The sequence below is a fragment of the Helicobacter pylori genome (assembly GCF_030062585.1).
GTDB lineage: Bacteria > Campylobacterota > Campylobacteria > Campylobacterales > Helicobacteraceae > Helicobacter > Helicobacter pylori_CN.
Genome location: NZ_CP071935.1, coordinates 1,481,257 through 1,502,196 on the forward strand (window position 1 = coordinate 1,481,257; position 20,940 = coordinate 1,502,196).

General features: G+C 38.5%; 16 protein-coding genes and 1 tRNA gene. 1 reads left to right on the top strand and 16 read right to left on the bottom strand.

Annotation, left to right across the window (positions count from 1 at the left end; all coding sequences use genetic code 11):
• Positions 1-95: 95 nt before the first annotated feature.
• A complete protein-coding gene (locus J5F42_RS07170; RefSeq protein ID WP_097699370.1) occupies positions 96-1,346 on the top strand; it encodes a hypothetical protein in 1,251 nt (416 codons plus the stop codon).
• Between the two features lie 106 nt (positions 1,347-1,452).
• Here J5F42_RS07170 and J5F42_RS07175 read toward each other — a convergent pair whose 3' ends face one another.
• The 16 genes from J5F42_RS07175 to J5F42_RS07250 form a co-directional block, all read right to left on the bottom strand.
• Positions 1,453-2,319, bottom strand: a complete 867-nt coding sequence (locus J5F42_RS07175; RefSeq protein WP_097699369.1) for a 5'-3' exonuclease — start codon at positions 2,317-2,319, stop codon at positions 1,453-1,455.
• 225 nt (positions 2,320-2,544) lie between these two features.
• The gene (locus J5F42_RS07180) at positions 2,545-3,441 is read right to left on the bottom strand and encodes an OriC activity response regulator (protein ID WP_097699368.1); all 897 of its coding nucleotides are present in this window, start codon (positions 3,439-3,441) and stop codon (positions 2,545-2,547) included.
• A gap of 22 nt (positions 3,442-3,463) precedes the next feature.
• Entirely contained in the window at positions 3,464-4,684 is a 1,221-nt protein-coding gene (locus J5F42_RS07185) for a bifunctional 2-C-methyl-D-erythritol 4-phosphate cytidylyltransferase/2-C-methyl-D-erythritol 2,4-cyclodiphosphate synthase (protein WP_097699367.1), read from the bottom strand.
• Positions 4,685-4,705: 21 nt separating this feature from the next.
• A complete protein-coding gene (locus tag J5F42_RS07190; RefSeq protein ID WP_000976622.1) occupies positions 4,706-6,136 on the bottom strand; it encodes a Do family serine endopeptidase in 1,431 nt (476 codons plus the stop codon).
• Between the two features lie 44 nt (positions 6,137-6,180).
• On the bottom strand, positions 6,181-7,623 hold the full coding sequence (locus J5F42_RS07195; RefSeq protein WP_078243277.1) for an amino acid permease: 1,443 nt from the start codon (positions 7,621-7,623) through the stop codon (positions 6,181-6,183).
• Between the two features lie 196 nt (positions 7,624-7,819).
• Positions 7,820-8,359 carry a CDP-diacylglycerol--glycerol-3-phosphate 3-phosphatidyltransferase gene (pgsA, locus tag J5F42_RS07200; protein ID WP_001890782.1) on the bottom strand — a complete coding sequence of 180 codons (540 nt, stop codon included), beginning with the start codon at positions 8,357-8,359 and terminating at the stop codon, positions 7,820-7,822.
• Positions 8,356-8,964: a hypothetical protein gene (locus J5F42_RS07205; protein ID WP_283491293.1), complete on the bottom strand. Its 609-nt coding sequence runs from the start codon at positions 8,962-8,964 to the stop codon at positions 8,356-8,358. Before J5F42_RS07205 ends, pgsA begins: the two co-directional genes overlap by 4 nt.
• A 9-nt stretch (positions 8,965-8,973) precedes the next feature.
• Positions 8,974-9,762 (bottom strand): enoyl-ACP reductase, encoded by a 789-nt coding sequence (locus J5F42_RS07210; protein WP_283491294.1) that lies wholly within the window; start codon positions 9,760-9,762, stop codon positions 8,974-8,976.
• The gene (dapA, locus tag J5F42_RS07215) at positions 9,759-10,661 is read right to left on the bottom strand and encodes a 4-hydroxy-tetrahydrodipicolinate synthase (RefSeq protein ID WP_283491295.1); all 903 of its coding nucleotides are present in this window, start codon (positions 10,659-10,661) and stop codon (positions 9,759-9,761) included. The genes J5F42_RS07210 and dapA overlap by 4 nt, the downstream gene beginning before the upstream one ends.
• Positions 10,662-10,675: 14 nt before the next feature.
• Positions 10,676-12,010 (bottom strand): zinc protease PqqE, encoded by a 1,335-nt coding sequence (gene pqqE / locus J5F42_RS07220; protein ID WP_283491296.1) that lies wholly within the window; start codon positions 12,008-12,010, stop codon positions 10,676-10,678.
• On the bottom strand, positions 12,007-13,062 hold the full coding sequence (locus J5F42_RS07225; protein ID WP_283491297.1) for a quinone-dependent dihydroorotate dehydrogenase: 1,056 nt from the start codon (positions 13,060-13,062) through the stop codon (positions 12,007-12,009). Before J5F42_RS07225 ends, pqqE begins: the two co-directional genes overlap by 4 nt.
• Positions 13,063-13,098: 36 nt before the next feature.
• The gene (locus tag J5F42_RS07230; protein WP_283491298.1) at positions 13,099-15,126 is read right to left on the bottom strand and encodes an RNA degradosome polyphosphate kinase; all 2,028 of its coding nucleotides are present in this window, start codon (positions 15,124-15,126) and stop codon (positions 13,099-13,101) included.
• Positions 15,127-15,219: 93 nt separating this feature from the next.
• Positions 15,220-15,297 (bottom strand) — tRNA-Pro (locus tag J5F42_RS07235).
• Between the two features lie 483 nt (positions 15,298-15,780).
• Positions 15,781-16,971, bottom strand: a complete 1,191-nt coding sequence (locus tag J5F42_RS07240) for a restriction endonuclease subunit S (RefSeq protein WP_283491299.1) — start codon at positions 16,969-16,971, stop codon at positions 15,781-15,783.
• Positions 16,964-18,595: an N-6 DNA methylase gene (locus tag J5F42_RS07245; RefSeq protein ID WP_283491300.1), complete on the bottom strand. Its 1,632-nt coding sequence runs from the start codon at positions 18,593-18,595 to the stop codon at positions 16,964-16,966. The genes J5F42_RS07240 and J5F42_RS07245 overlap by 8 nt, the downstream gene beginning before the upstream one ends.
• On the bottom strand, positions 18,588-20,867 hold the full coding sequence (locus tag J5F42_RS07250; protein ID WP_283491301.1) for a DEAD/DEAH box helicase family protein: 2,280 nt from the start codon (positions 20,865-20,867) through the stop codon (positions 18,588-18,590). The genes J5F42_RS07245 and J5F42_RS07250 overlap by 8 nt, the downstream gene beginning before the upstream one ends.
• Positions 20,868-20,940 lie beyond the last annotated feature (73 nt).

Sequence of the window (20,940 nt, forward strand, 5' to 3'; positions counted from 1 at the left end):
AATGTTTAGTGGTAATTGAGATTTTAAACCCGTTTCAGCGCAATTAAAAGGAATTTTAACTAAAATATCGAGTTTAAATCAACGATGAGTTTTTAATGCAATATAAGAAAAATAAGAAAAAATATTATTATTTAGCGTTAGGGATCCTTTTTTTAAATGGTCTGTCTTTGAAAGCTTTAGAAATCGCAGTCAAACCTTTTGGCTATCTGGGGCTATTGTATAATCAAGGGGTGCAAAAAAACCCTCACAGCTATGTGGGGGCTTTAGCGCGCCTTGGGGTGGATTTTTCTTATAGCAATGGGTGGTCCTTTGGTATTGGAGCGATTGGGGCTTGGAATGTTTATAACAAACAGCGTTTGGCTAACCTTTACATCAGTCTAGGGAATTTTTTTGGTAACCCTAACAATGTTAAACCTTATTTGAGCGCTGGCGATGTTTCTGATGCGTATCTTCAATACGCTAACCAGCGTTTTAAAATCGCTTTAGGGCGTTTCAATACCGATTTTGTGGATTTTGATTGGATAGGGGGTAATATTCAAGGGATCTCTGTGGCTTTTAAGCAAAATTCCATGCGTTATTTTGGGATTTTTATGGATAGCATGCTTTATAATGGGCATCAAATCAACAAAGAGCAAGGGAATCGGATCGCTACTTCCCTAAACGCTCTAGCGTCTTATGATCCTGTGTCTAAACGCTTGTATGTAGGGGGGGAAGTGTTTGTTTTAGGAGCAGAATATAGGCATGAAAACCTTAAAGTGGTTCCTTTTATTTTAACGGACACCCGCTTGCCTTTGCCCACTCAAAATGTTTTAGTGCAAGTGGGGGGTAAGTTGGAGTATGACGCTTCTTTAGCTAAGGGTTTCACTTCGCGCACTCTAGTGCATGGCATGTATCAATACGGCAACACTGATAGTGCTACAAACGCTAAAAATGCCGGCTTGTTTTTGATCGATCAAACTTTTAAATACAAAATTTTTAATTTTGGAACGGGTTTTTATATCGTTCCGGCAAGGAACAATAAGGGCTATCTATGGACTTTTAACGACAGGACTAAATTCTATGGCCGTGGGATCAACGCGCCCGGCGTGCCAGCGATTTATTTTGCTAATTCTAGCATTTCAGGCTATGTTTTTTTAGGGCTTAAGACTAAAAGGGTGCGTTTAGACGCGATGGTGGCTTTTGGGGATTACCAAGAATATTCTTTAATGAGCAGCTTTAGGGTTTGGACTTATAGGAGTTTGTCTTTTGATATGGGTGGGGGGTATGTGTATGCTTACAATTCTAAAGCCACGAGAAAAAGCCTTGGAGATAGTTCTTTTGTCTTTTTTGGGAAGTTTTTGTTTTAAAAAAATGCCATTTTTGCAATCAATAGCAAAGGGCTTGCCAAAAGTAAGCGATAATTTCTTTTTTTAAAAAAACAATATTAAAAGAAGTTTTTGTTTTAAAAATGTTTTAAGAAATTCTTTTAAAATCAGGTCTTTGGGGTTTTTTAGGGAAAAAAGCTTTTTTAAACTCAGGTTCCCATAGTTTGATCACGCCATGGTGGGTCATCTGGTGCATATTGACTAAACGCATGTTTAAAAGAGCCTTTTCTTTAGCTTCGCTATCGCTCAAGTCTTCTTTAATTTTGAACGCTTGAATGATCTGCTCCCACAATTCATGCTCTTTAGCGTCTTCGTTTAAAAAATCTTTATAGTTGAAGCCACCAATCCCTTTGACCCCCTTAATATTATCCCCCTTATCCCCCACAACGCACTGGTAATAAGCAAAAAAATGGGCTTCTTTTTGACTCACATTAAAAAAAGCGTTGGTTTTCAAGTTGAAATGAGAACCTCTATTGGAATACAAAATATCCTTATCCATGCTGGCTATCACATAATTGTTGGGGTCTTTCTTTTTGTAAAAAGAGATAATATCATCGGCTTCATATTCAAAACAATGTTCGCCCTGGATTTTAGCCCCTTTTTTTAGGGGGTATTTTTCCACAATGGCGATTTTTAGGGTTCTTAGAAGGGCTTTAAAATCTTCATCAAATTGGTGGCGTTTTTGTTTGTAATGATCGCACAGCTGGTAGCGGAAACTCTCTCTACCTCTAGTGATAAAAAAAAGCGTTTTAGAGCAACGGGTTTTGCGCATGATAGATAAAATCTGAGTGGTAAGGAAAATAACGCCCACTTCTTGCAAGCTGTAAGCGGCGAATCTTTTAGGGAGTGTTTTATTAGAGAGCAAACGCCTAACAATATTAGGGATAACGCAATCAATGTCTAGTAAAAGAGTTCTTGAATGCGTGAATCTTGTTTTGTTAAACGCTTGTCTAATGGTTAATCCTTAAGTTGAATTTCTCTTTTTCAAAGGCTAAACTATTATAGCAAATATATAGCAAATAATAAGTTATTTTAATAATAATTAGCTCTATTCTCATTAAATACGCTAAATTTTGAGAGGTTATCGCTTGCTTTAGATCTTTTGATTGTAAAAACGCTTTTGGCATTTTTACATTTTGTGATCAAACACCCAATGAAAACAGGGCTTAAGGATTTTCTTTTATTTGCGCGGTAAGTTATACTTCCGGCGTTTTTCCCAAAGGCTTTTGCGGCTAATGCCAAGCTTGTTAGCCAATTCTGTATCGGTGCAAGTAGAAGAAAAATGCCTGATCGCTTCTCTTTCATATTCTTGAATGGAAAGGAAAGTCGTGTGGTTGCTAAACAAATTTAGGGGTCTGTTGCCGCATCCAATGCTCACAATTTTAGGAAATTCTAGGGGTTCTTTATGGGTATAGGACAAAACAATAGGGCATGAACGGGCCAATTCTAACAATTTCAATTGCTCATCTTTTTTAAGCTCTTCTAAATGCATGATGTAAAAAGGGCGTTCTAGTTTGTCTTTATTCTTGTATAGTTCTTTCCAAGTGGTATCCTTTAAAGAGAAAAAAGAAAAATCCATTTGCCTTTCTTTAGCGTATTGCAATAAATAAGCGTTCGCAAGCTCTTGAGAGGGCGTGTGGATGATAAAGGGCGGCCGGTAAGAAAAATCTTTAGGCAAGGGCAATTCCGCATGGATAAAGTCTAAGTAATTTTCATAAAATCCTAGGCGAGCGGTCATTTCTTGGTAGGCTTTGTGGTATTGGATCTTACGCAACAATTCATCCATTTTAAAAGGTTTTAGAATATAATCTCTCGCTCCCGCTTGAATGGGTTTATTCACGCCATCTTCATTGACATGCGAAGCCATCATGATAATGATTTGCTTGGAATTATAACGCACAAAGTGTTCGCAACGCCCTTGAGTGCAAACTTTAGAAGAAACCAAAATCACATCATAAGGCTCTTTATTTTCTTCTGAAATGCTAGAGATGATCTCGCAAAAATGCCCTAAATCATGCAAATTATGCGAAATACTCCTGGCTAGCGCTAAATCGTCTTCAATGATTAAGATTTTCATTAATCGTTCCTTTTATCACATTTTAAAGTTTTTGCTTATAACGCATGCTCACATGCACTTGGACTAACAGCCCTTCTTGTTTGCCAATGAACCCCATTTTTTCCATAGTAGTGGCTTTCAAGCTGATTTGAGATTTTTCTAAACCCAAAAGTTGGCTCAAATTCTCTAAAATCGCCGGTTTGTAAGGAGTGATTTTAGGGATTTCGCTAAAGATGGTCGCCCCCATTTCAAACAATTCAAACCCAATGCTTTGAGAAAAATCCAACACGATTTTTAAAAGTTCTTTAGAAGAGGCGTTTTTATATTTGGGGTCATTATCAGGGAACCATTCGCCAATATCCCCCCCTTTAATCGCCCCTAAAATCGCATCAATAACCGCATGCAACAAAGCATCGCCATCGCTATGAGCCTTTAACCCAAACCCGCAATCCAAAACAACCCCCCCTAAAACCATAGGCTTATTTTTAATGAACGCATGCGTATCAAAACCCATGCCGATAAAAGTGTCCTTTGCTGGGTTGAAAAAGAGCGCGAAATGTTTCAAATCGCCGCTCGTGGTGAGTTTGTGCAAATTTTTACTGCCTTCAATATAACTCACACGATTAGGGAAAGCTTGTAAAATCGCGCTGCTTTCATCTTTAAAATCCCCTTGGTTTAGGGCTGATTGGAGCGTTTTGGTGTGGCTTAATTGCGGGGTTTGAATGAGTTTGATCGCCTCTCTATCTAAAGCCTCGTTATAATAGATCGCTGTGTCATAGCAAGGCAAGTAAGGAGCGATGCAATAATGGCTCGTTTGTTGGAGGGTTAAAAACAAACTTTTGAGCGTTTCAATATTGGCTAAACCCCTAGCCACATCGCTGGTGAGCGTGTAAGCGCTATCAATTACTTTTAAAGCGTTACGCACGGATTCTTGCCTTGATGCCCCGCCTTTTACAAGCTTGATTTTGGGGTAATGGCGTTGGATATAAACATAATCCAATCCGCTTACGACTAAAACGACTTCCTTAAAGTCTAGGGCTTCTTTAAAGCTTTCATACACGCTGAGCCATAAGGGGGTGTGGTTAGAGCGCAACCATTGTTTTTTAATCGTTTGAGAAAAACGCCTAGATTCCCCAGCAGCCAATAAAACAACGCTCGTTTGTTTGATAAGCGTTTCTAGCGTTTCTTTAGTTTCAAAAGGATCTTCTTCTAAACTTTCTAAAGAGAGTTTAAAAGCTTCCCCATTCACTCTAATCAAAGACATGCGACTAACGACCCACCCCTATCATTTCACCAAAATGATCCTATAACCTTGATTCAAGTCTAAAACTAAGAATCGTTTGGGTTTGCCTTTATACTTTTCTAAAGCATGGTTAAAATCCGCAACGCTTTTCACTTCAATCTCTTCAATTTTTGTGATGATATTACCTTGCCTAAAGCCAGCTTGCTCCGCTGGGGAATTTTCATTCACTTGAGAGACTAAAACCCCTTGAACATCATCGCTCAAACGCATAGACCTTTTGGTTTTTTGGGTTAAATCTTCTACTTGAAGCCCGTTCAATTGGCCTTGCACACCGTTTTGAGCAGAAATGGTTTCTTTTTTGTTAGGGTTTTTCCTTTCGGCAAGAGTGAGGGTGAAGGTGCGTTCTTTTTTGTCTCTAATGACTTTTAAGGTTACTCTTTGATTGGGTAGCATAGAGCCGATTAGATTTCTCAATTCGTTCGTGTTTTTAACCTTTTTCCCATTGACTTCAGTGATCAAATCCCACACCAAAATCCCTGCTTTTTTAGCCGGAGAGTCTTTTTCTACGCTAATGACCACCGCTCCTTCTTTATTGTCATAAGAATTTTGCAAATCGCCACTCAAATCTTGCAAGCCCACGCCCAAGTAACCTCTTTCAATTTTACCGGTTTTGATGAGCTGGGTTACAATATCTTTAACCATGTTAGAAGGGATGGCAAAGCCAATGCCGTGGTTACCGCCGGTTTTAGAGATAATAGCGGTATTGATCCCCACTAACCCTCCACGGCTATCAATTAAAGCGCCGCCGGAATTTCCAGGATTGATAGAAGCGTCTGTTTGAATGAAATTTTCATAGCTGTTGATCCCAATCCCGCTTTTATTGAGCGCTGAAACAATGCCTTGAGTAACGCTTTCGCCCACGCCAAAAGGGTTACCGATCGCAAAAACCAAATCGCCCACTAAAATATCATTAGAATCAGAGAATTTGATGGTGGGCAGGTTGTCTTTAGTGATGCGAATCACGGCTAAATCGCTTTCAGAATCGGTGCCTACTAAAGTGGCGGAATACTCTTTATTGCTCCCTGGAATGGTCACTTTAATCTTATCCGCGCCATCAATCACATGGTTATTCGTAACGATATAGCCATCTTTAGAAATGATGACGCCGCTGCCTAAAGCCCTTTCCATTCTTTCTTTAGGGATCATACCGCCCAAATCCCCAAAAAATTGTTGGAAAAAGGGGTCATTAAACACACCGCCACCTATAAAATTGTTTTTAATCTTCTTTTCAGTGGAGATATTTACCACCGCTTTAATAGAGTCCTTAATAGAATCGTGGTAAGAATAGATCGTATCCTCTTTAGAGGGGACGCTTATTCGCTCTTTCACTTTGGGCATGTTTTGGATTTGGATATTGCCCGCATTCAAGCTTAACGCTAAAGCCAAAGAGATAAAAAGGGTTTTTTTCATCATGGTTACTTCCTTAAAATGTGCTAAACTTCAAAATTAAAAAAAGATTATATCAAATCTTTTTTGTTATTTTCATTAGCTTTTTGTGTAAAATAGTATCCAATGTAACAAATAACAGCAAAAACAATCGTTAAAATCATCCCAATGCGTTGATCCTTATCCATAGCCGAACCAATCACGCCGATGACACACCCAGTGATCCCTATGAGTTGCAAAAAGGGCAGGAAAGGGGCTTTATAGGGCAAATCCTCTAAAGAATGCCCGGCTTTTAAGTATTGCTTGCGGAAAGAATATTGCGAAATGGACACGCTAACCCACACAATAATCACCGTGAAACTGATCACATTAATCAAAGCTTCCACGACATTTTCTTTGGCATAAATTTGGACTAAAAGCCCTATGAGAGAAAAAGAAAGGGAAAAAAACATCGCATAAGTGGGCGTGCCTTGTCGGTTGAGTTGGGAAAAAACCTTAAAAAACATCTTTTGTTTGGACAGCCCATAAATCATGCGACTCGCTCCATAAAGCCCTGAATTAGCGGTAGAAAACATCGCCGTAATGATAACAGCGTTCATTATGTCAGCCACATAAGGGATACCCATGCCAATAAAGGGCAAGTTGATGCGTTCTAAAGCGCTCACAAAAGGGCTTTGCACGATAGAAGAATCGCTCATGGGTAAAAAAACAGAAATGACAAACACAGAGCCTAAAAAGAAAAAGACAATCCGCCACAAGGTCGCTTTAATCGCTTTGGGCATCACCTCGCTAGCGTTTTTAGTCTCTCCTACAGCCACCCCAATCACCTCTGTGCCAGTGAAAGCAAAAATGACAGCGAGCATCGCGCTAAAAACCGCTGCGCTCCCGTTAGGGAAAAACCCCTTATCGCCAAAATGGAAGTTATCAAAAATAGAACTAAACCCATGCAAATAGATTTGATAAATGATCCCAATCGCACCAATGCCTATAAAAGCGATCACCGCTAAAACTTTAATTAGGCTAAAGAAAAACTCGCCCTCGGCAAAAATTTTAACCGAAAAAAAGTTTAATAAAAAAACTAACGCAATGCATAAAATAACCCAATAATGGATAGGAATACCCGCAAACCAGCGTTGCATGAGCATGCCTATAGCAATATATTCTAACGCAACCGTGATCACCCAGCCAAGCCAATACATCCAAAAAACCATATAGCCCGTGCCAGGGCCTATGAATTTAGCCGCATAATCCCCAAAGCTTCCCGTAGTGGGATAAACGCTAGCCAATTCGCCTAAAGAGAGCATGATGCAATAGACCACAAGCCCTCCAAAACCATAAGCGATCAAGGTCCCTAAAGGGCCAGCGCTCGCAATATTACCCCCAGTGCCTACAAAAAGCCCTGTGCCGATCGCTCCCCCAAAGGCAATCATTAAGAGATGGCGCATTTTCATGTCTCTTTTAAGTTCGCCTTGTTTTTGCGTGGTATTTTGATGCGTTATCTTTTGATTGTCCATGCGACACCTCCTTAGATTGAAAATAAAAATAGCTTGAATTATAACAAAAATAAAATAAAATGATTTTTTTAATTGAATATTGAAAATAAAATTTAAAAAAAACGAAAGAATGCTAAAGTTAATGTTTATCAATATTTGATGAGAGCGGATTTTTAAGGTATTTTCTTAAAGAACGCTAAAAACTTCTTTTAAAACATTAAGATTTATAATATTTAATCGTGTAATCTATCCCCGAATAAAGGGTTAAAAAAACCGCTATGGCCACAAGCACATAAGAGTAAGTTAAATTGGCTAATAAAGCGCCAATCGCCACGACTTGAGACACGGTTTTATACTTGCCTAACGCATTGACAGGAATATCCTTTTTTTCATTAGCGGCTAAGACTCTAAGCCCTGAAATAAAAAATTCACGCCCTAAAATCACAAACGGGATCCACGCATTCACACGATCCAAATAAACTAACCCTAAAAACGCGCTCAAAATAAGGATTTTATCCGCTAAAGGGTCAAAGATTTCCCCAAAGCGCGATTTGGCTTTATAGCTTCTAGCGATGTAGCCGTCCAATAAATCCGTGAGCGCGGCAAACAAAAAAACCAATGAAGAGATCATGTTGATGTGAAAGGGGGTTAAAAAACTGAAATAAGTGTGCGTGTTTAACAATAAAAATAATAAAAATAAGGATAAGACAATGCGTAAAATCGTTAAAAAATTAGGCAGGAGTTTTAAAACTTTCATGCTTTCAAAAAGACTTGTGAAAAATTCAAAAACGCACGCCCCAAAAAGCCAAGCGCCACACACATTAAAATCACAGCGATCGTTAAAAAAATGATAACTAACGCTTGCACTAAAACCCCTAAAAGAGCCAGCATGAAACTAAAAAGCAATAACCTAAAACCGCTTAAAAAAAACCTTTCTTGCGTGTAAAGGCTCAATTCTCTATAGAGTTTGTGCAAATAAAAAATAGAAACACCATTACCGATTAGTGAAAGGGCGTTACTGGCGTTAGGGACAAGATAGCTTAAAAGAGCGCATAAAATCACCGCCAAAAAACTGAAAGCAAAATTTTCAAAAAACCCTAAATGGTGCGTGATTTTAGAAAGCTTATAAAAACCAACCGCTCCGGCAATAAACCCAAGCGCGCACAAAAAAAGAGACAATAACACGATATAAGCCAATTGATTATTGAAGAGGTTAGAAATTTGAAACGATTTCGCTCCGCTTGAAACAAGAAAAAGCACCAACAAAACAGCCCCACACAAAGGGGCGAAGAAATAGCCCAACAAGCATTTTTTAATGAATTGCAACTCTTTATTTTGGTGGATATGGATAATGTTTTTCAAAAAAAATCTTTATTTAAAAGTGGTCCCGCCATCTACAACGATCGTTTGCCCTGTAAGCCAACCGCTTTGGGTCTCATCGCATAAAAAATAAGCCGCTCCGGCTAGATCGTTAGGATTGCCCATGCGTTTTAGGGGCGATTGCTCTTCTACTTTTTCTTTAATCTCCACATAATCAGGGAAGGCTTTCAAAGCGTCCGTATCAATAGGCCCGCCACTAACCGCATTCACTCTAATGTTAAATTCGCCTAAATCCACAGCAGCGTATTTGACCATGGTTTCTACGGCATTTTTAGAATTGCCATGCCCAGCGTAATTAGGCATATAGACCAAATTCCCGGTAGAGCTTAAGCTCACGATCGCCCCACCGCCTATTTTTTGCATGCGTTTTGCCGCTTCTTGAGCCCCCACCACAAACGCTAACACGGTGGCTGTGTAAATGTTGTTTAACCCCTTAGGTTTTAATCGCATAAACGGTGCAAATCCCCCCACGACAGAACGCCCATAAATAATAGCGTTAGAAATAAAAAAATCCACTCTGTCAAAATCAGCGTCAATTTGCTTAAAAAGCTCTGTGTATTGCTCAGGCTCTAAAATATTAAGGGGGTAGGCTTTGGCTTTAATGGAATACTTTTGCTCCACATCTTCTATAATTTTGTTGGCTTCTTCAACATTTTTATTGTAAGTGAAAGCGATATTCACGCCGCTTTGAGCGAAACGATACAATATCGCCTTGCCAATCCCTCTAGTCGCGCCGCTAATCACTAGGGTTTTATTTTTCATGTGATTGGAACCATTCATGCAATTACCTCATATTGTTGTAAAGTTTTTTCTAAAAGTTTGATCGTTTCTTTGCTTGGGGCCACTAAAGGCAGTCTGTAGCTTGGGTTTTCAATCAAGCCGGCTAAATGCATAGCCATTTTAATAGGGATAGGGTTCGTTTCCACAAAAAGGGCTTGGTGCAAACTAAAAAGCTTATTTTGGATTTCTAGGGCTTGTTGGTATTTTTGCTTAATCGCACAATTGACCATTTGTGAAATCAAATTAGGCATTAAATTACCGGTCACTGAAATCACGCCACACCCCCCTGAAAACATGATAGAGTGGTTGAGCGAATCTTCCCCGCTAAAAATTTTAAAATCTTTTTCATAATAATGCAATTCTGTTACTCTTTTCAAAGAACCAGACGCTTCTTTAATGGCTTTAATGTTAGGGATTTCTCTAAAGAGTTTGAGAGCGGTTGGAACTTCAATAGACACGCCTGTTCTACTTGGCACATCATAAAGCATGACAGGGATTTCCACTGATTGAGCGATAGTTTTATAATGTTCAAACAAGCCTTGTTGGGTGGGGCGGTTATAATAGGGGCTTACGCATAAAATCGCATCTGCACCGATTTTTTGAGCGAACTTTGCTAAAGAAAGCGACTCGCTCGTGGCGTTACTGCCCACGCCGGCTAACACTTTCATGCGTGAATTGGAAGGTGTTTTAGTGCTTTTGCAAGTCTCTATGGCGATTTCAATGCAACGCATATGCTCTTTGTGGGTGAGCGTGGCGGATTCTCCTGTCGTGCCAACAGGCACGCATGCGTCCATACCCTGAAAAATTTGGCGCTTGATCAAAGTTTCATAAGCGGCCTCATCAACGCTCAAATCTTTTTTAAAAGGCGTAATCAACGCGCTAGATGAATGAAATTGCATGTTATAAGGCTCTTTTAAGGTTTCAAAAACACGGTGGTTGATTGGGTGTCTTTAAAATATTCATTAGCCACACGCACCAAATCGCTCACTTTTAAATCCAAAAATTGTTGCTGATAATCCGTCAAGCCTTGAATATCGTTTTGCACTAAATAGTCCGCAAAAAGCCCCGCAACATCGCTAGAACTTTCTAAGTTAGAAATAAAGTCAGCTTTTTGATTGATTTTGAGCTTGTCTAACTCCGCTTGAGTGATTTCGCCTTTTTTCAGCTTTTCTAAAAGCGCTACGATTTCTTTTTGTAAATCTTCAGCTTTGACATTAGGGTTACCCCCCGCAATGAATAAAAACACGCTTTCATCTTGTAATTGCATGTTGTGTGAGAAAGCTTGAGAAGCCAGGCGTTTTTTATCCACCAATTCGCTTTGTAACCATGAGCTTTTACCTTCGCCTAAAAGCCTGCTTAACGCATCTAGGGCGACTTGATCTTTATGCTTGAAAGCAGGCACTTTATACCCTAACGCTACCCACTCTAAATGGACCCCATCTTTATGTACGACTGCCGTTCTGGCCCCATCTTGTTTAGGCTCTTTCATGTAAGGGGTGGGGATAGCTTTTTCATCAAGGTTTTTTAAGGATTCAAAATGCTTTTTAGCTAATTCAAAAACCTTTTGAGAATTGACATCGCCCACCACTAAAATAATAGCGTTTTTAGGCTGATAATAGAGCGAATGGAATTTTTTAATGTCTTTTAAAGTCCAGTTTTGAATATCGTCCATAAAACCAATGGGTGTCCAATGGTAGGGGTGATAGACATAAGCGGTGTTGAAAAAGCGGAAATAAAGCATGCCGATAGGGGAATTATCAGTGCGCCATCGCCTTTCTTCAGCGACCACTTGACGCTCAGGCAAAAACTCATCTTCTTTTAAATTCAAAGAACCCATGGTTTCAGCGAACAATTCTAAAGATTTATCCAAGTTAGCTTGACTGGTTTTAATGAAGTAGCGCGTGATATCAAAGCTCGTAGAAGCGTTACTCACGCCCCCAAAACGCTTCACGATCTTATCAAATTCGCCGGCTTTAAGGTTTTTGGTGCTTTTAAAATTCAAATGCTCTAACATGTGAGCGATCCCGCTTTTGCCCATGACTTCGTTTCTAGAGCCGACTTTATAAAGCACATCCACTTCTATAACCCCGGTTTTATTTTCTAAGGGGACGCTTACGACTTGCAACCCGTTTTTTAAGGTAACGCTCTCATGTTTGGGTAAGTAAGATTGTGCGTGCATGCTCGCTCCTAAAGTGACTAACAAGACAGAACTAAGCCCTAAAAGTCTTTTAACAGAAAAGTGTTTCATCTTAAATCCGCTCCTATAGCCTCTTTGACGCTCAAAAATCCATCTTTTTGGAGTAATTTTACCAAATCTTTAAGAATATTTTGGCATAAATTTGGCCCGTTGTAAATAAAAGCGCTATAAATTTGTAACAGACTCGCTCCCATTTTAATCCTTTCATAAGCTTCTTTGGCATCGCTAATCCCCCCCACAGAAACAAGAACGCTTTTATTAAAAAAAGCTTTAGCCAATTCTTTAAAGACTTCACGGCTTTTTTTAGTCAAGCATTTCCCGCTCAAGCCCCCCATTTCTTTAGGAGCGAACACCAGGCTTTTATCAATGGTCGTGTTAGTCGCAATAATCCCATGCGCTCCCGCTCCAATAGCGCTATTGACGATTTCTAGCATGTCATCTGTTTCTAAATCCGGGGCGATTTTTAAAAATAAAGGCTTAGGGGTCATTTCTTTAGCCATGCAAAAAAGCTCATGCACAAACGCTTTATTTTGTAAATCCCTTAAATTAGGGGTGTTGGGCGAAGAAAGGTTGAAAGTGTAATAATCGCCAATGTTTAAACATTGATTTAAAACCGCCTTGTAATCTTCTAGGGCATGCGCTTGCTCTATGTGTTTGTTTTTGCCTAAATTGATGCCAATAGGGGTTTTATAGGGGGCGAAGCGATTGAAAGATCTCGCTCCTAAAATCGCCCCATGATTATTAAACCCCATCGCATTTTGTAAGGACTCTTCTTCAATGTGCCTGAAAAGCCTTGGTCTTTCATTCCCGCTTTGTGCGGTATTAGTCAATGTGCCTGCTTCCAAATAGCCAAACCCAAAAGCGATTAACGCCCTAAGCATGGAAGCGTTTTTATCAAAACCGGCGGCTAAGCCCAAGGGGTTAGGGAAATGCAAGCCTAAAATTTCATTTTCAAGCTTTGGGTTTTTATAACCCCATTGAGAATCAATCAAATTGCACAAAAAGGGCGATGAAGAAAGCATTCTTAAAATTTGACAAACTTTTTCGTGCGCGTCTTCAGCGTCTAGGCTAAAAAGATATTTTTTTACTAATGAATAAAGCATTTAAATCCTTGTCTTTTATGATTTGAACAATAACCCTTAAAAGGTTTTAAGGGCTTGTTTTTCAAAGTAATCTTGTGAATTTAAAGGATCGTTAGGGTTTGAAACTTTAGCGTAACGGCCTTTAGAATTTAACTCGTAGCGTTTTAAAGTGTCTTTGAGTTGGATTTCTAAAATATGCAACAATTTATGAGCGATCTTTGGGTTTGTGGCCGGAACAAGCAATTCCACGCGCCTTTCTAAATTCCTGGGCATTAAATCCGCACTAGAAAAATAGATATTTTCATGTTTAAAATAATAAATGCGTGCATGTTCTAAATATTTCCCCACGATAGAATACACCCTGATATTTTCGCTCAACCCCTTGACTTGGGGTTTTAAACAGCAAATCCCTCTAATAATGAGATCGATTTTAACCCCTTTTTGAGAGGCTTGATAGAGCCATTCAATGATTTCGCTATCCACTAGGGCGTTGGCTTTTAAGATGATATGGCCTTCTTGTTTGTGATTCATTTCATTTTGAATGATTTCAATGATTTTAGGCTTGATCTGTTTGGGCGCCATAAAAAGCGTTTCTAATGCACTATTAGTTGCGCTACTAGTGAGCAAGGAATGGAAAAGTTTGATAATGTCGTTAGCGATTTCATTTTTAGCGCTAAAAAAACTCACATCGGTATAGACTTTAGCACTCAAAGGGTTGTAATTGCCCGTGCTTAAATGGGTGAAATGGCGTAATTGGTTGTCTGTTTTTTTGGTGATCACTAGCATTTTAGCATGCACTTTGAGTTTGAAAACGCCATAAACGACTAACGCGCCCGCCCTTTCTAAAGCTTTTGCCCAATGCAGATTGCTTTCTTCATCAAAGCGTGCTTTTAATTCCACTAAAACGCTCACTTGAATCTTACTCGCCGCTTCAATTAAAGCTTTGACAATGGGGGAATGCTTGCCCACACGATAAAGCGTCATTTTGATAGAAAGGGTGGTCGGATCATTAGCGGCTTGCTCTATCAAGTCAATCACAGGCTCAAAACTTTCATAAGGGTGGAACAGCAACAGATCCTGTTTTTCTATGGATTTGAAAAGATCGTTTTCATTGAAATGAGGGTGGATCTTGGGCGTGAAATTGGGTGATTTGAGCGCTTTAAAGTCGCTATGATTGACTAATTCCCACAAATCCCCTAAATTGAGCATGATCGCGCTTTTATAGGCATGCATGCCGGTGAGTTTGTGTTTTTTGTAAGAGTGGGTTTGAAAGCTCCTTAAAGACGCTAAAAGGGTTTTTAAAAGCTCTTGACTCCCTTTTTGGGTTTGCAAGCGCACGATTTCGCCTTGATTGCGTTTCCTCAAACTCTTACTCATCAAATCCGCATAATCATGCGCTTCATCTTCAGTGATAGCAATATCCGCATCGCAAGTTACCCTAAACGCCATGCAATCTAAAATCTCATGCTCTAAAAACAATTCTTCTAAATGCGCTTCTACGATTTCTTCAGCCAGTGCAAACAAGCCTTTTTCTAGCTCTACAAAACGGAAGATAAAAGAGGGGAGTTTGATGAGCGCATAGGAGATGGTTTGGGTTTCTTTGTCTTTAATGCGGGCAAAAAGTGCGAAAGTCAAATTCCCTAAAGGCGGGAAAGTGTGCGAAGAATCCAACTTAAAAGGCAAGACTAACGCATAAAGTTGCTCTTTGAAATAGGTTTTAGCCTTAGCTTTTTGCTCCAAATTCAATTCATTATAGGGGGTGATACAAAGCCCTTTTTTAAAGAGTAGAGCCTGGATTTTTTGAAATTCCAACTCCCTTTCTTCAATTTCATGCGCTAAATAATGCTTGATTTTTTCTAGTTGCTCTTCAGGGCTTGCGCCATCAATGCCTTTAGAGGCGATTTTATGCTCATAGAGTTGTTTAAGCCCCGCCACTCTTATCATGTAAAATTCGTCTAAATTCGTGTCATAAATGGCTAAAAATTTCAAGCGCTCTAATAAAGGCAAGCTCTCATCTTTGGCTTCGTTCAAAACCCTTGTGTTAAAAGCTAACCATGAAAGCTCTCGGTTGAAGAAACGATTCAATAGAAATCCTTTAAATCATCATGTTTAAAAATCAGTTTGTTTGGTGTGATTATATAATGAAATGATAATCATTGAAGCTTTTTTAAAAAGTCATGGTCGGAGTAGCGGGATTCAAACCCACGACCTCACCCACCCCAAGGGTGCGCGCTAATCAGGCTGCGCCATACTCCGCAATCAAAAAGGGGGATTGTAGCGCGAGTTTGCTTAGTTGTTGTTTAAAGACTCTTTTTTGTAAAACTTCATTTTTTGAATAAAACTTCATTTAACCCTAAAAGATCGCTTAAAATTTTTTTAGCGTTTTTTGGGTTGATTGTTTCTATAATAAACGAACGCAAGTAATAATTTCTTGGTTTTCTCTTTGGTTGCGGCATTTGGAGTATGTTAGGGTTGGGGGTAACAGTGGGCGGTTACCTCGAAAGGAGATAACCTAACATGAGATTAGTAATCATAGTTTTAATGGCACTCGCAACGCCATTATACTAAAATTTTGGCTCTGGCGCAAGAGCGCTAGGGTCAAATCTTACTAGCGGATTTGACTCAAACTTTTAATTTTTGAAACTTCTTTTTCTTTAAAAAATTTCTTTTGATGACAAAACTTCTCTTTCCTGTAACTAAAGGGTTTTTACCCCTTAAAAAGTTTTGTTTTAAAATCTTTCATTGGGGTTTGACTTGTTGTTTTAGGAGTAGGGGGAGTAGAAAATCTCTGATCGCGGTTAGGGTTTGGGTTGCTTGCATGTTATTGTGAATTAAATTCCATAATAGACTAGATATATTATTCCACTTATTTAGGGTTTTTCTTTTGGGTATAAGAATTGGCATTGTGGATAGGTTTTGTCGTGTAATTTGGGGTTGAACGGATCCAGTTATATAATTTGTGAGCTTGTATTTCTTTATTGTGTGATAAAGATAAGTTTTAGAAGTATAAGATTTAGTAGGTCGTATTACCATCGCATTACCTGTAATCCAAGATTTTGGTAAAGTTAGATACGATATTCCACATTGACCACGACATGAAATAATAAATTCTGATTGCTCATGATTGTATTCTGTAAATCTCCCTATTATTCCACCGCCACCATATACGCTATAAGAATAACTATCATTTAGTAAGGTTTTGCTAATGGTTTTAGGTTGATAAGTTGATACAATTTTATGATTTAAAAATCTTACGCTCCACCCACTAGGGATAAGGCGGTTTAATTCTTTAGAAAATTTCATTTTTCCGCCGCTAGTTTGATAGGGTTTGTTGTTTTCATCTAAAAAATCAAAACGAACGAAGTATTGCTCATAAAGAAGTTCTAGGATTTTGTGTAAAAGCTCATTGATTTTGTGGTTGTTTTCAATCTTTTGATCCAGGATAGAAAGCGTGCGGGCGATTTTTTGTTGTTCATAATAAGTAGGGGGTATCTTAACTTTAAACAGACCTAAAGTAGCCCCTGAAACTTCTTTAAAAGTAGTTCCGCCCCCTATGTTAGAGATATTATCCTTATGGTATTTGAGTAAGTAATATAAAAATTCAAAATAAATTTTTTTGTTAGGGATAATGCTTTTAAAACCTTGATTGGTGCATAGCCTTTTTTTGGCAATAGCCACATAACCTATAGGAGCTCTTGAAGAAAATAAAATGGCATGTTTTGGGAGTAACACACAAGAGCATGACTTAAATCCTAAGCGTGAAATGCTGCGGCTACCTTTTTTAATGTAACGCCCTTGTAAAGTGGATAAATCTTTAGGGGTAATCCAAGCAATTTTATTGCCATAGTTTTTGGGGTTATTGGTAGGTGGGGTAGCACCACCGACGATTTTTCCTAAATCTTTTAAACAAAATGTTTGCCACTCACTCAAACCTAACCCCTTTTAAAGTTTCTAAAATTTCTTGTTGCAAGCTCTGGCTTTCATCAAAAAGGCTTGTCAGTTCGCTTGAATATTGCTGCATTAAGTTTTCAAACTCTGCTTGGCTGATTGTTTCGCTCGTGTCTTCTATAGTGAAATACTGCCCGGGGTTTAGAGAATAGTTTTTTTCTGTGATTTCATCAAAAGAAACCAGAGCGCAAAAATCCGCTTTTTGGGTTTTATTTTGAAAAGTTTCTAAAATCAAATCAATATCGCTCCCTCTTAAGCGCGTTTTTTTGTTTTTGTTTTCGGTGTATTCTTCGCCGAGTTTGGAAGCGTCAATCAAGATCACTTCATTTGCGCCTGGCGTTTTTTGAAAAAAGATGATGCTCACATTAGTGCCGGTGTTGGCAAAAACTTGACTGGGCATGCAAATCACCCCATAAACGAGCTTTTCATCCACTAAATGCCTGACAATCTTATTTTCTATCCCGCTTTTAGCGCTAATGAATCCGGTTGGCACGACGATAGCCCCCTTACCCTTATCGCTAAGCATGTTCAAGCAATGCTGGAAAAAGAGCGTGTAAATGGGCATTTTGCTTTTATCGTTTTTAGGGATATTAGGCACGCCTAAGAAAAAATCGTTTTTGTTTTGCGAAATTTCGGCATGCTCGTTGGAAAAATCCAGCTTGAAAGGGGGGTTACTCACGATGAAATCCATTTTCCCTTTGTGGTCTTTGGAGTGGTAGGGGTTGGTTAAAGTGTTTCCCTCAATGGCGTATCTTAAAGAGTGGGTCAAGTCGTTTAAAATCAGGTTGAGTTTGAGCATTCTTAAGGATTTTTGCGAAATGTCTTGGGCATAAAGGGTGCAAGAATCCGTGCCTATTTGGTGGGCTAACGCCATTAAAAGCGTTCCTGTGCCAGCGCTTGGGTCATAGATTTTGACGCTTTGAGTGGGTTCGATCACTAAAAGTTTAGCGATGATGCTAGCGATGCTTAAAGGGGTGTAGTATTCGGCGTATTTCCCTCCGCCGGCGTTATTGTAATCTTTGAGTAAGTATTCAAAAATAGGGGCGAAAAAATCATAGCCTTGTTGGTTTTGTAAGTTTAAAAAAGCTTGTTTGAAATTAAAATTTTTGAGTTTGTCTAATAAAGATCTTGTAAAACTAGCCCTTTTAGACTCTTCATTAATATATTGTGAGACGCTTTCAAATAAGGCGATAGTGGTTTTATCCGTGCTTTTGGTGTTAAAAAGTTCGGCATTATTGCTAGAAATACGATTAAAAATGGCATCTAGCTTAAGGTGTAAATCGTTATCGTTAAAATGCTTTTCAAAAAGATAGTTTAAAAGCTCATCATAAGAGAGTTTGGGGAGTTTTTTATCGTTTAAGGTAATAAAGAAATCTTCTTTTTCTTCTTCGTTCAAGTCTTTGTAATCTTGTATCGTTTGGTTGGGGAATTCTTGTTCAAAAAGGAATTCAAACTTATCGCATAAGAATTTATACAAAAAGCATTGCGTGATGATCTTGTATTCGTTGCCATCATTCCCTAAACCAAAACTCGTGCAAATGACTTTTAAATCGTCAATGAGGCTTAGGGTGTCTTGTTTGATTTGCAATAAGGCGTTATTAGGCATTCAAATTTCCTTGATGGTGGTTTTGCGTGAGTTCGTTAAAAAGGGTTTGAGCGATAAATTCTGTTTCTTTTTGTAAATCTTTTAAGGAGGGGTCTTTGTTGAAAGCGTCCCTTAATTCTACTTTTATGGCAGTTTTTAGGGTATCTTCTTCGTTTAAGATTTCTTGACGCTTAAAAATACGCGCATCAAGAGCTTTTTTGAGCGCGCTTAAAAGCGTGAAAATTCCCTTAGAAATGTTTTCTTCCATGAGGCGATTGTGAAGTCGCTTATGCGTGATCACATAAGCTCGATCATTATTGTATTTGTTTAATAGGTTGGTAGTTTGTTCTTTGTGTTGTTTTAGTTGTGAAATGATTACGCTATAGGAATGAGAAATTCCATCAAAATTATGATTGGTTAGGGGTTCTTGGATCAGTTTTGAAAGCTCTTTAGAAATCTTTTGAACTTCTTTGTCTTGTTTGTCCGGGATTTTTTCTAACATCTCTTTAGCTTGCTTGTATTTAGCGCTAATCTCTTCTTTTTCTTTAAAGCGTAATTCTTCGCTTTCTTTAAACTCTATTTTAAAGTCTAAAAGAGCGATGAGGTCTTCTAAAACGATTAAATCGTTTGGGTTTTTAGGCTCATTGATATTTTTTAATGCATGGAGTTGTTTGGCTTTTTTGCCAAGCATTGAAGAGATTTTGCTGATCTTTTCAATATCCATTTTTTCTTTTAAGGAAAGGATTTTTTCATCATTAGAAGTGCGGATTAAATTGTAGCGCTCTTTAAGCGTGTTAATGGCGTGTGAGACTTTTAAAAGCTCGTTCATTTCGCTGATATTGACAATGGCGCTAGTCATGTTCTCTACATCATCAATGGGGTAATTAAACAGATCATCATAAGCGTTTTTAATGTCTTTTTCTAAAATATTGCGATCCGCAAACATGTCTTTGAGATTATCTTTGATATTAAAATCGCCTTGATTGAATTGGTTTAACTCTTTCAAATAATCATCAGTTGTTTTGTCATAATTTTCTTTAATGCCTACAAAATCTATAAGGTAGCCAAAAGACATGTTTTTATAGGAGCGATTCACTCTGGCTAGGGCTTGGAGCAAATTGTGATCTTTTAATTCTCTGTGGATATAAAGGCGCTTGAGATTGGGTAAATCAAAGCCGGTTAAAAGCATGTTAAACACAAAGGCTATATCCGTATCTTCATGTTTGAAAGAATAAATCTTTTCTTTGACTTCTTGTTCGTCATGCAAAATCAGGCTGGATTGGAGTTTTTTTAAAATTTTCAGGTTAGGGTTTTCTTGTAAGACTTCTTCTTGGACTTCATTAAAAAGAAAATTAGCTAATCTAGCTTGCTTGCTTGAAAAACAAACCACCATAGCCTTTAATTGTTCGTTGTCGTCATGCAGTTGTCTGAATTTCAATAAATCTCTAATGATATAAGATAGCATGGCTTTAATGTATTTTTCATTATTAAAAATCGTTTCTTTTTTAACCTCTATGTCTTCAATAATGATGCTTTCTTGTAAAAGGCGATAGATTGCTTGTAGTTTTTCTTTGTAGCTCTTTTCAATGATTTCTAATTGGAGTTTTAGGGTGTGTCTGTCTTTAATGGATTCTGCATAAGAATAGGTGTGCAAGTAGTCGCCAAAAGTGTTTTTAGTGGCTTTATCTTGCGCGTTGTCTTCTAATAGGGGCGTGCCTGTGAGGGCGATTTTTACCGCTGTTTTGTCGCATTCTACCAAATTAGCGTAAAAGCAACCTTTAGGGTCATAGCTTCTGTGGGCTTCATCTATGATAAACACCCTTTGTAAATCGTGGCTATCTTTTGTCGCTTCTTGTAATTCTGTTTTAGAAATGATTTCTTTAGGAGCGCTATTAGAGGGGTCTTCATTGGGGGCTTTTTCTTCATTGGGGGCTTTGAATTTCTGGATATTCACAACGATGATTTCATCATTCCCTTGATGGCCATCAAACACGCTAGAGCTTTTTAATTTTTGGCTCAAATCCTCTTTATCTTTTGCCTCATGCACACAAAGGCCTCTTTTTGAAAACTCGCTTTTGGCTTGTTCTAATAAATCCAACCTGTCCACAATAAAATAAAATTTAGTCTTTTTGTTTAGCGGGCTAAAAAAGTCTCTTATGAGTTTGGTTAAATGGTAGGTTAAGGCGGTTTTACCGCTGCCTTGCGTGTGCCAGATGATGCCTTTTAGGGGATCTTTTGGGTTCGTTTCATAATGCTTTTGCAATTCTTTTAAAACATTCAAGCTCGCAAACATCTGCGCATAACGCCAAATGTGTTTTTTAAACTCTGATTTTTCTTTTAAGAAACTGATGCCGTATTTTAGGATA

What these genes read in the sequence shown, in the direction of transcription:
- J5F42_RS07170 (WP_097699370.1), top strand. Translation starts at nt 96, where the DNA reads ATGCAATATAAGAAAAATAAGAAAAAATATTATTATTTAGCGTTAGGG.
- J5F42_RS07180 (WP_097699368.1), bottom strand. Translation starts at nt 3,441, where the DNA reads ATGAAAATCTTAATCATTGAAGACGATTTAGCGCTAGCCAGGAGTATT.
- J5F42_RS07185 (WP_097699367.1), bottom strand. Translation starts at nt 4,684, where the DNA reads ATGTCTTTGATTAGAGTGAATGGGGAAGCTTTTAAACTCTCTTTAGAA.
- J5F42_RS07190 (WP_000976622.1), bottom strand. Translation starts at nt 6,136, where the DNA reads ATGATGAAAAAAACCCTTTTTATCTCTTTGGCTTTAGCGTTAAGCTTG.
- J5F42_RS07195 (WP_078243277.1), bottom strand. Translation starts at nt 7,623, where the DNA reads ATGGACAATCAAAAGATAACGCATCAAAATACCACGCAAAAACAAGGC.
- pgsA (WP_001890782.1), bottom strand. Translation starts at nt 8,359, where the DNA reads ATGAAAGTTTTAAAACTCCTGCCTAATTTTTTAACGATTTTACGCATT.
- J5F42_RS07210 (WP_283491294.1), bottom strand. Translation starts at nt 9,762, where the DNA reads ATGAATGGTTCCAATCACATGAAAAATAAAACCCTAGTGATTAGCGGC.
- dapA (WP_283491295.1), bottom strand. Translation starts at nt 10,661, where the DNA reads ATGCAATTTCATTCATCTAGCGCGTTGATTACGCCTTTTAAAAAAGAT.
- pqqE (WP_283491296.1), bottom strand. Translation starts at nt 12,010, where the DNA reads ATGAAACACTTTTCTGTTAAAAGACTTTTAGGGCTTAGTTCTGTCTTG.
- J5F42_RS07225 (WP_283491297.1), bottom strand. Translation starts at nt 13,062, where the DNA reads ATGCTTTATTCATTAGTAAAAAAATATCTTTTTAGCCTAGACGCTGAA.
- J5F42_RS07245 (WP_283491300.1), bottom strand. Translation starts at nt 18,595, where the DNA reads ATGCCTAATAACGCCTTATTGCAAATCAAACAAGACACCCTAAGCCTC.
- J5F42_RS07250 (WP_283491301.1), bottom strand. Translation starts at nt 20,867, where the DNA reads ATGTTTGCGAGCTTGAATGTTTTAAAAGAATTGCAAAAGCATTATGAA.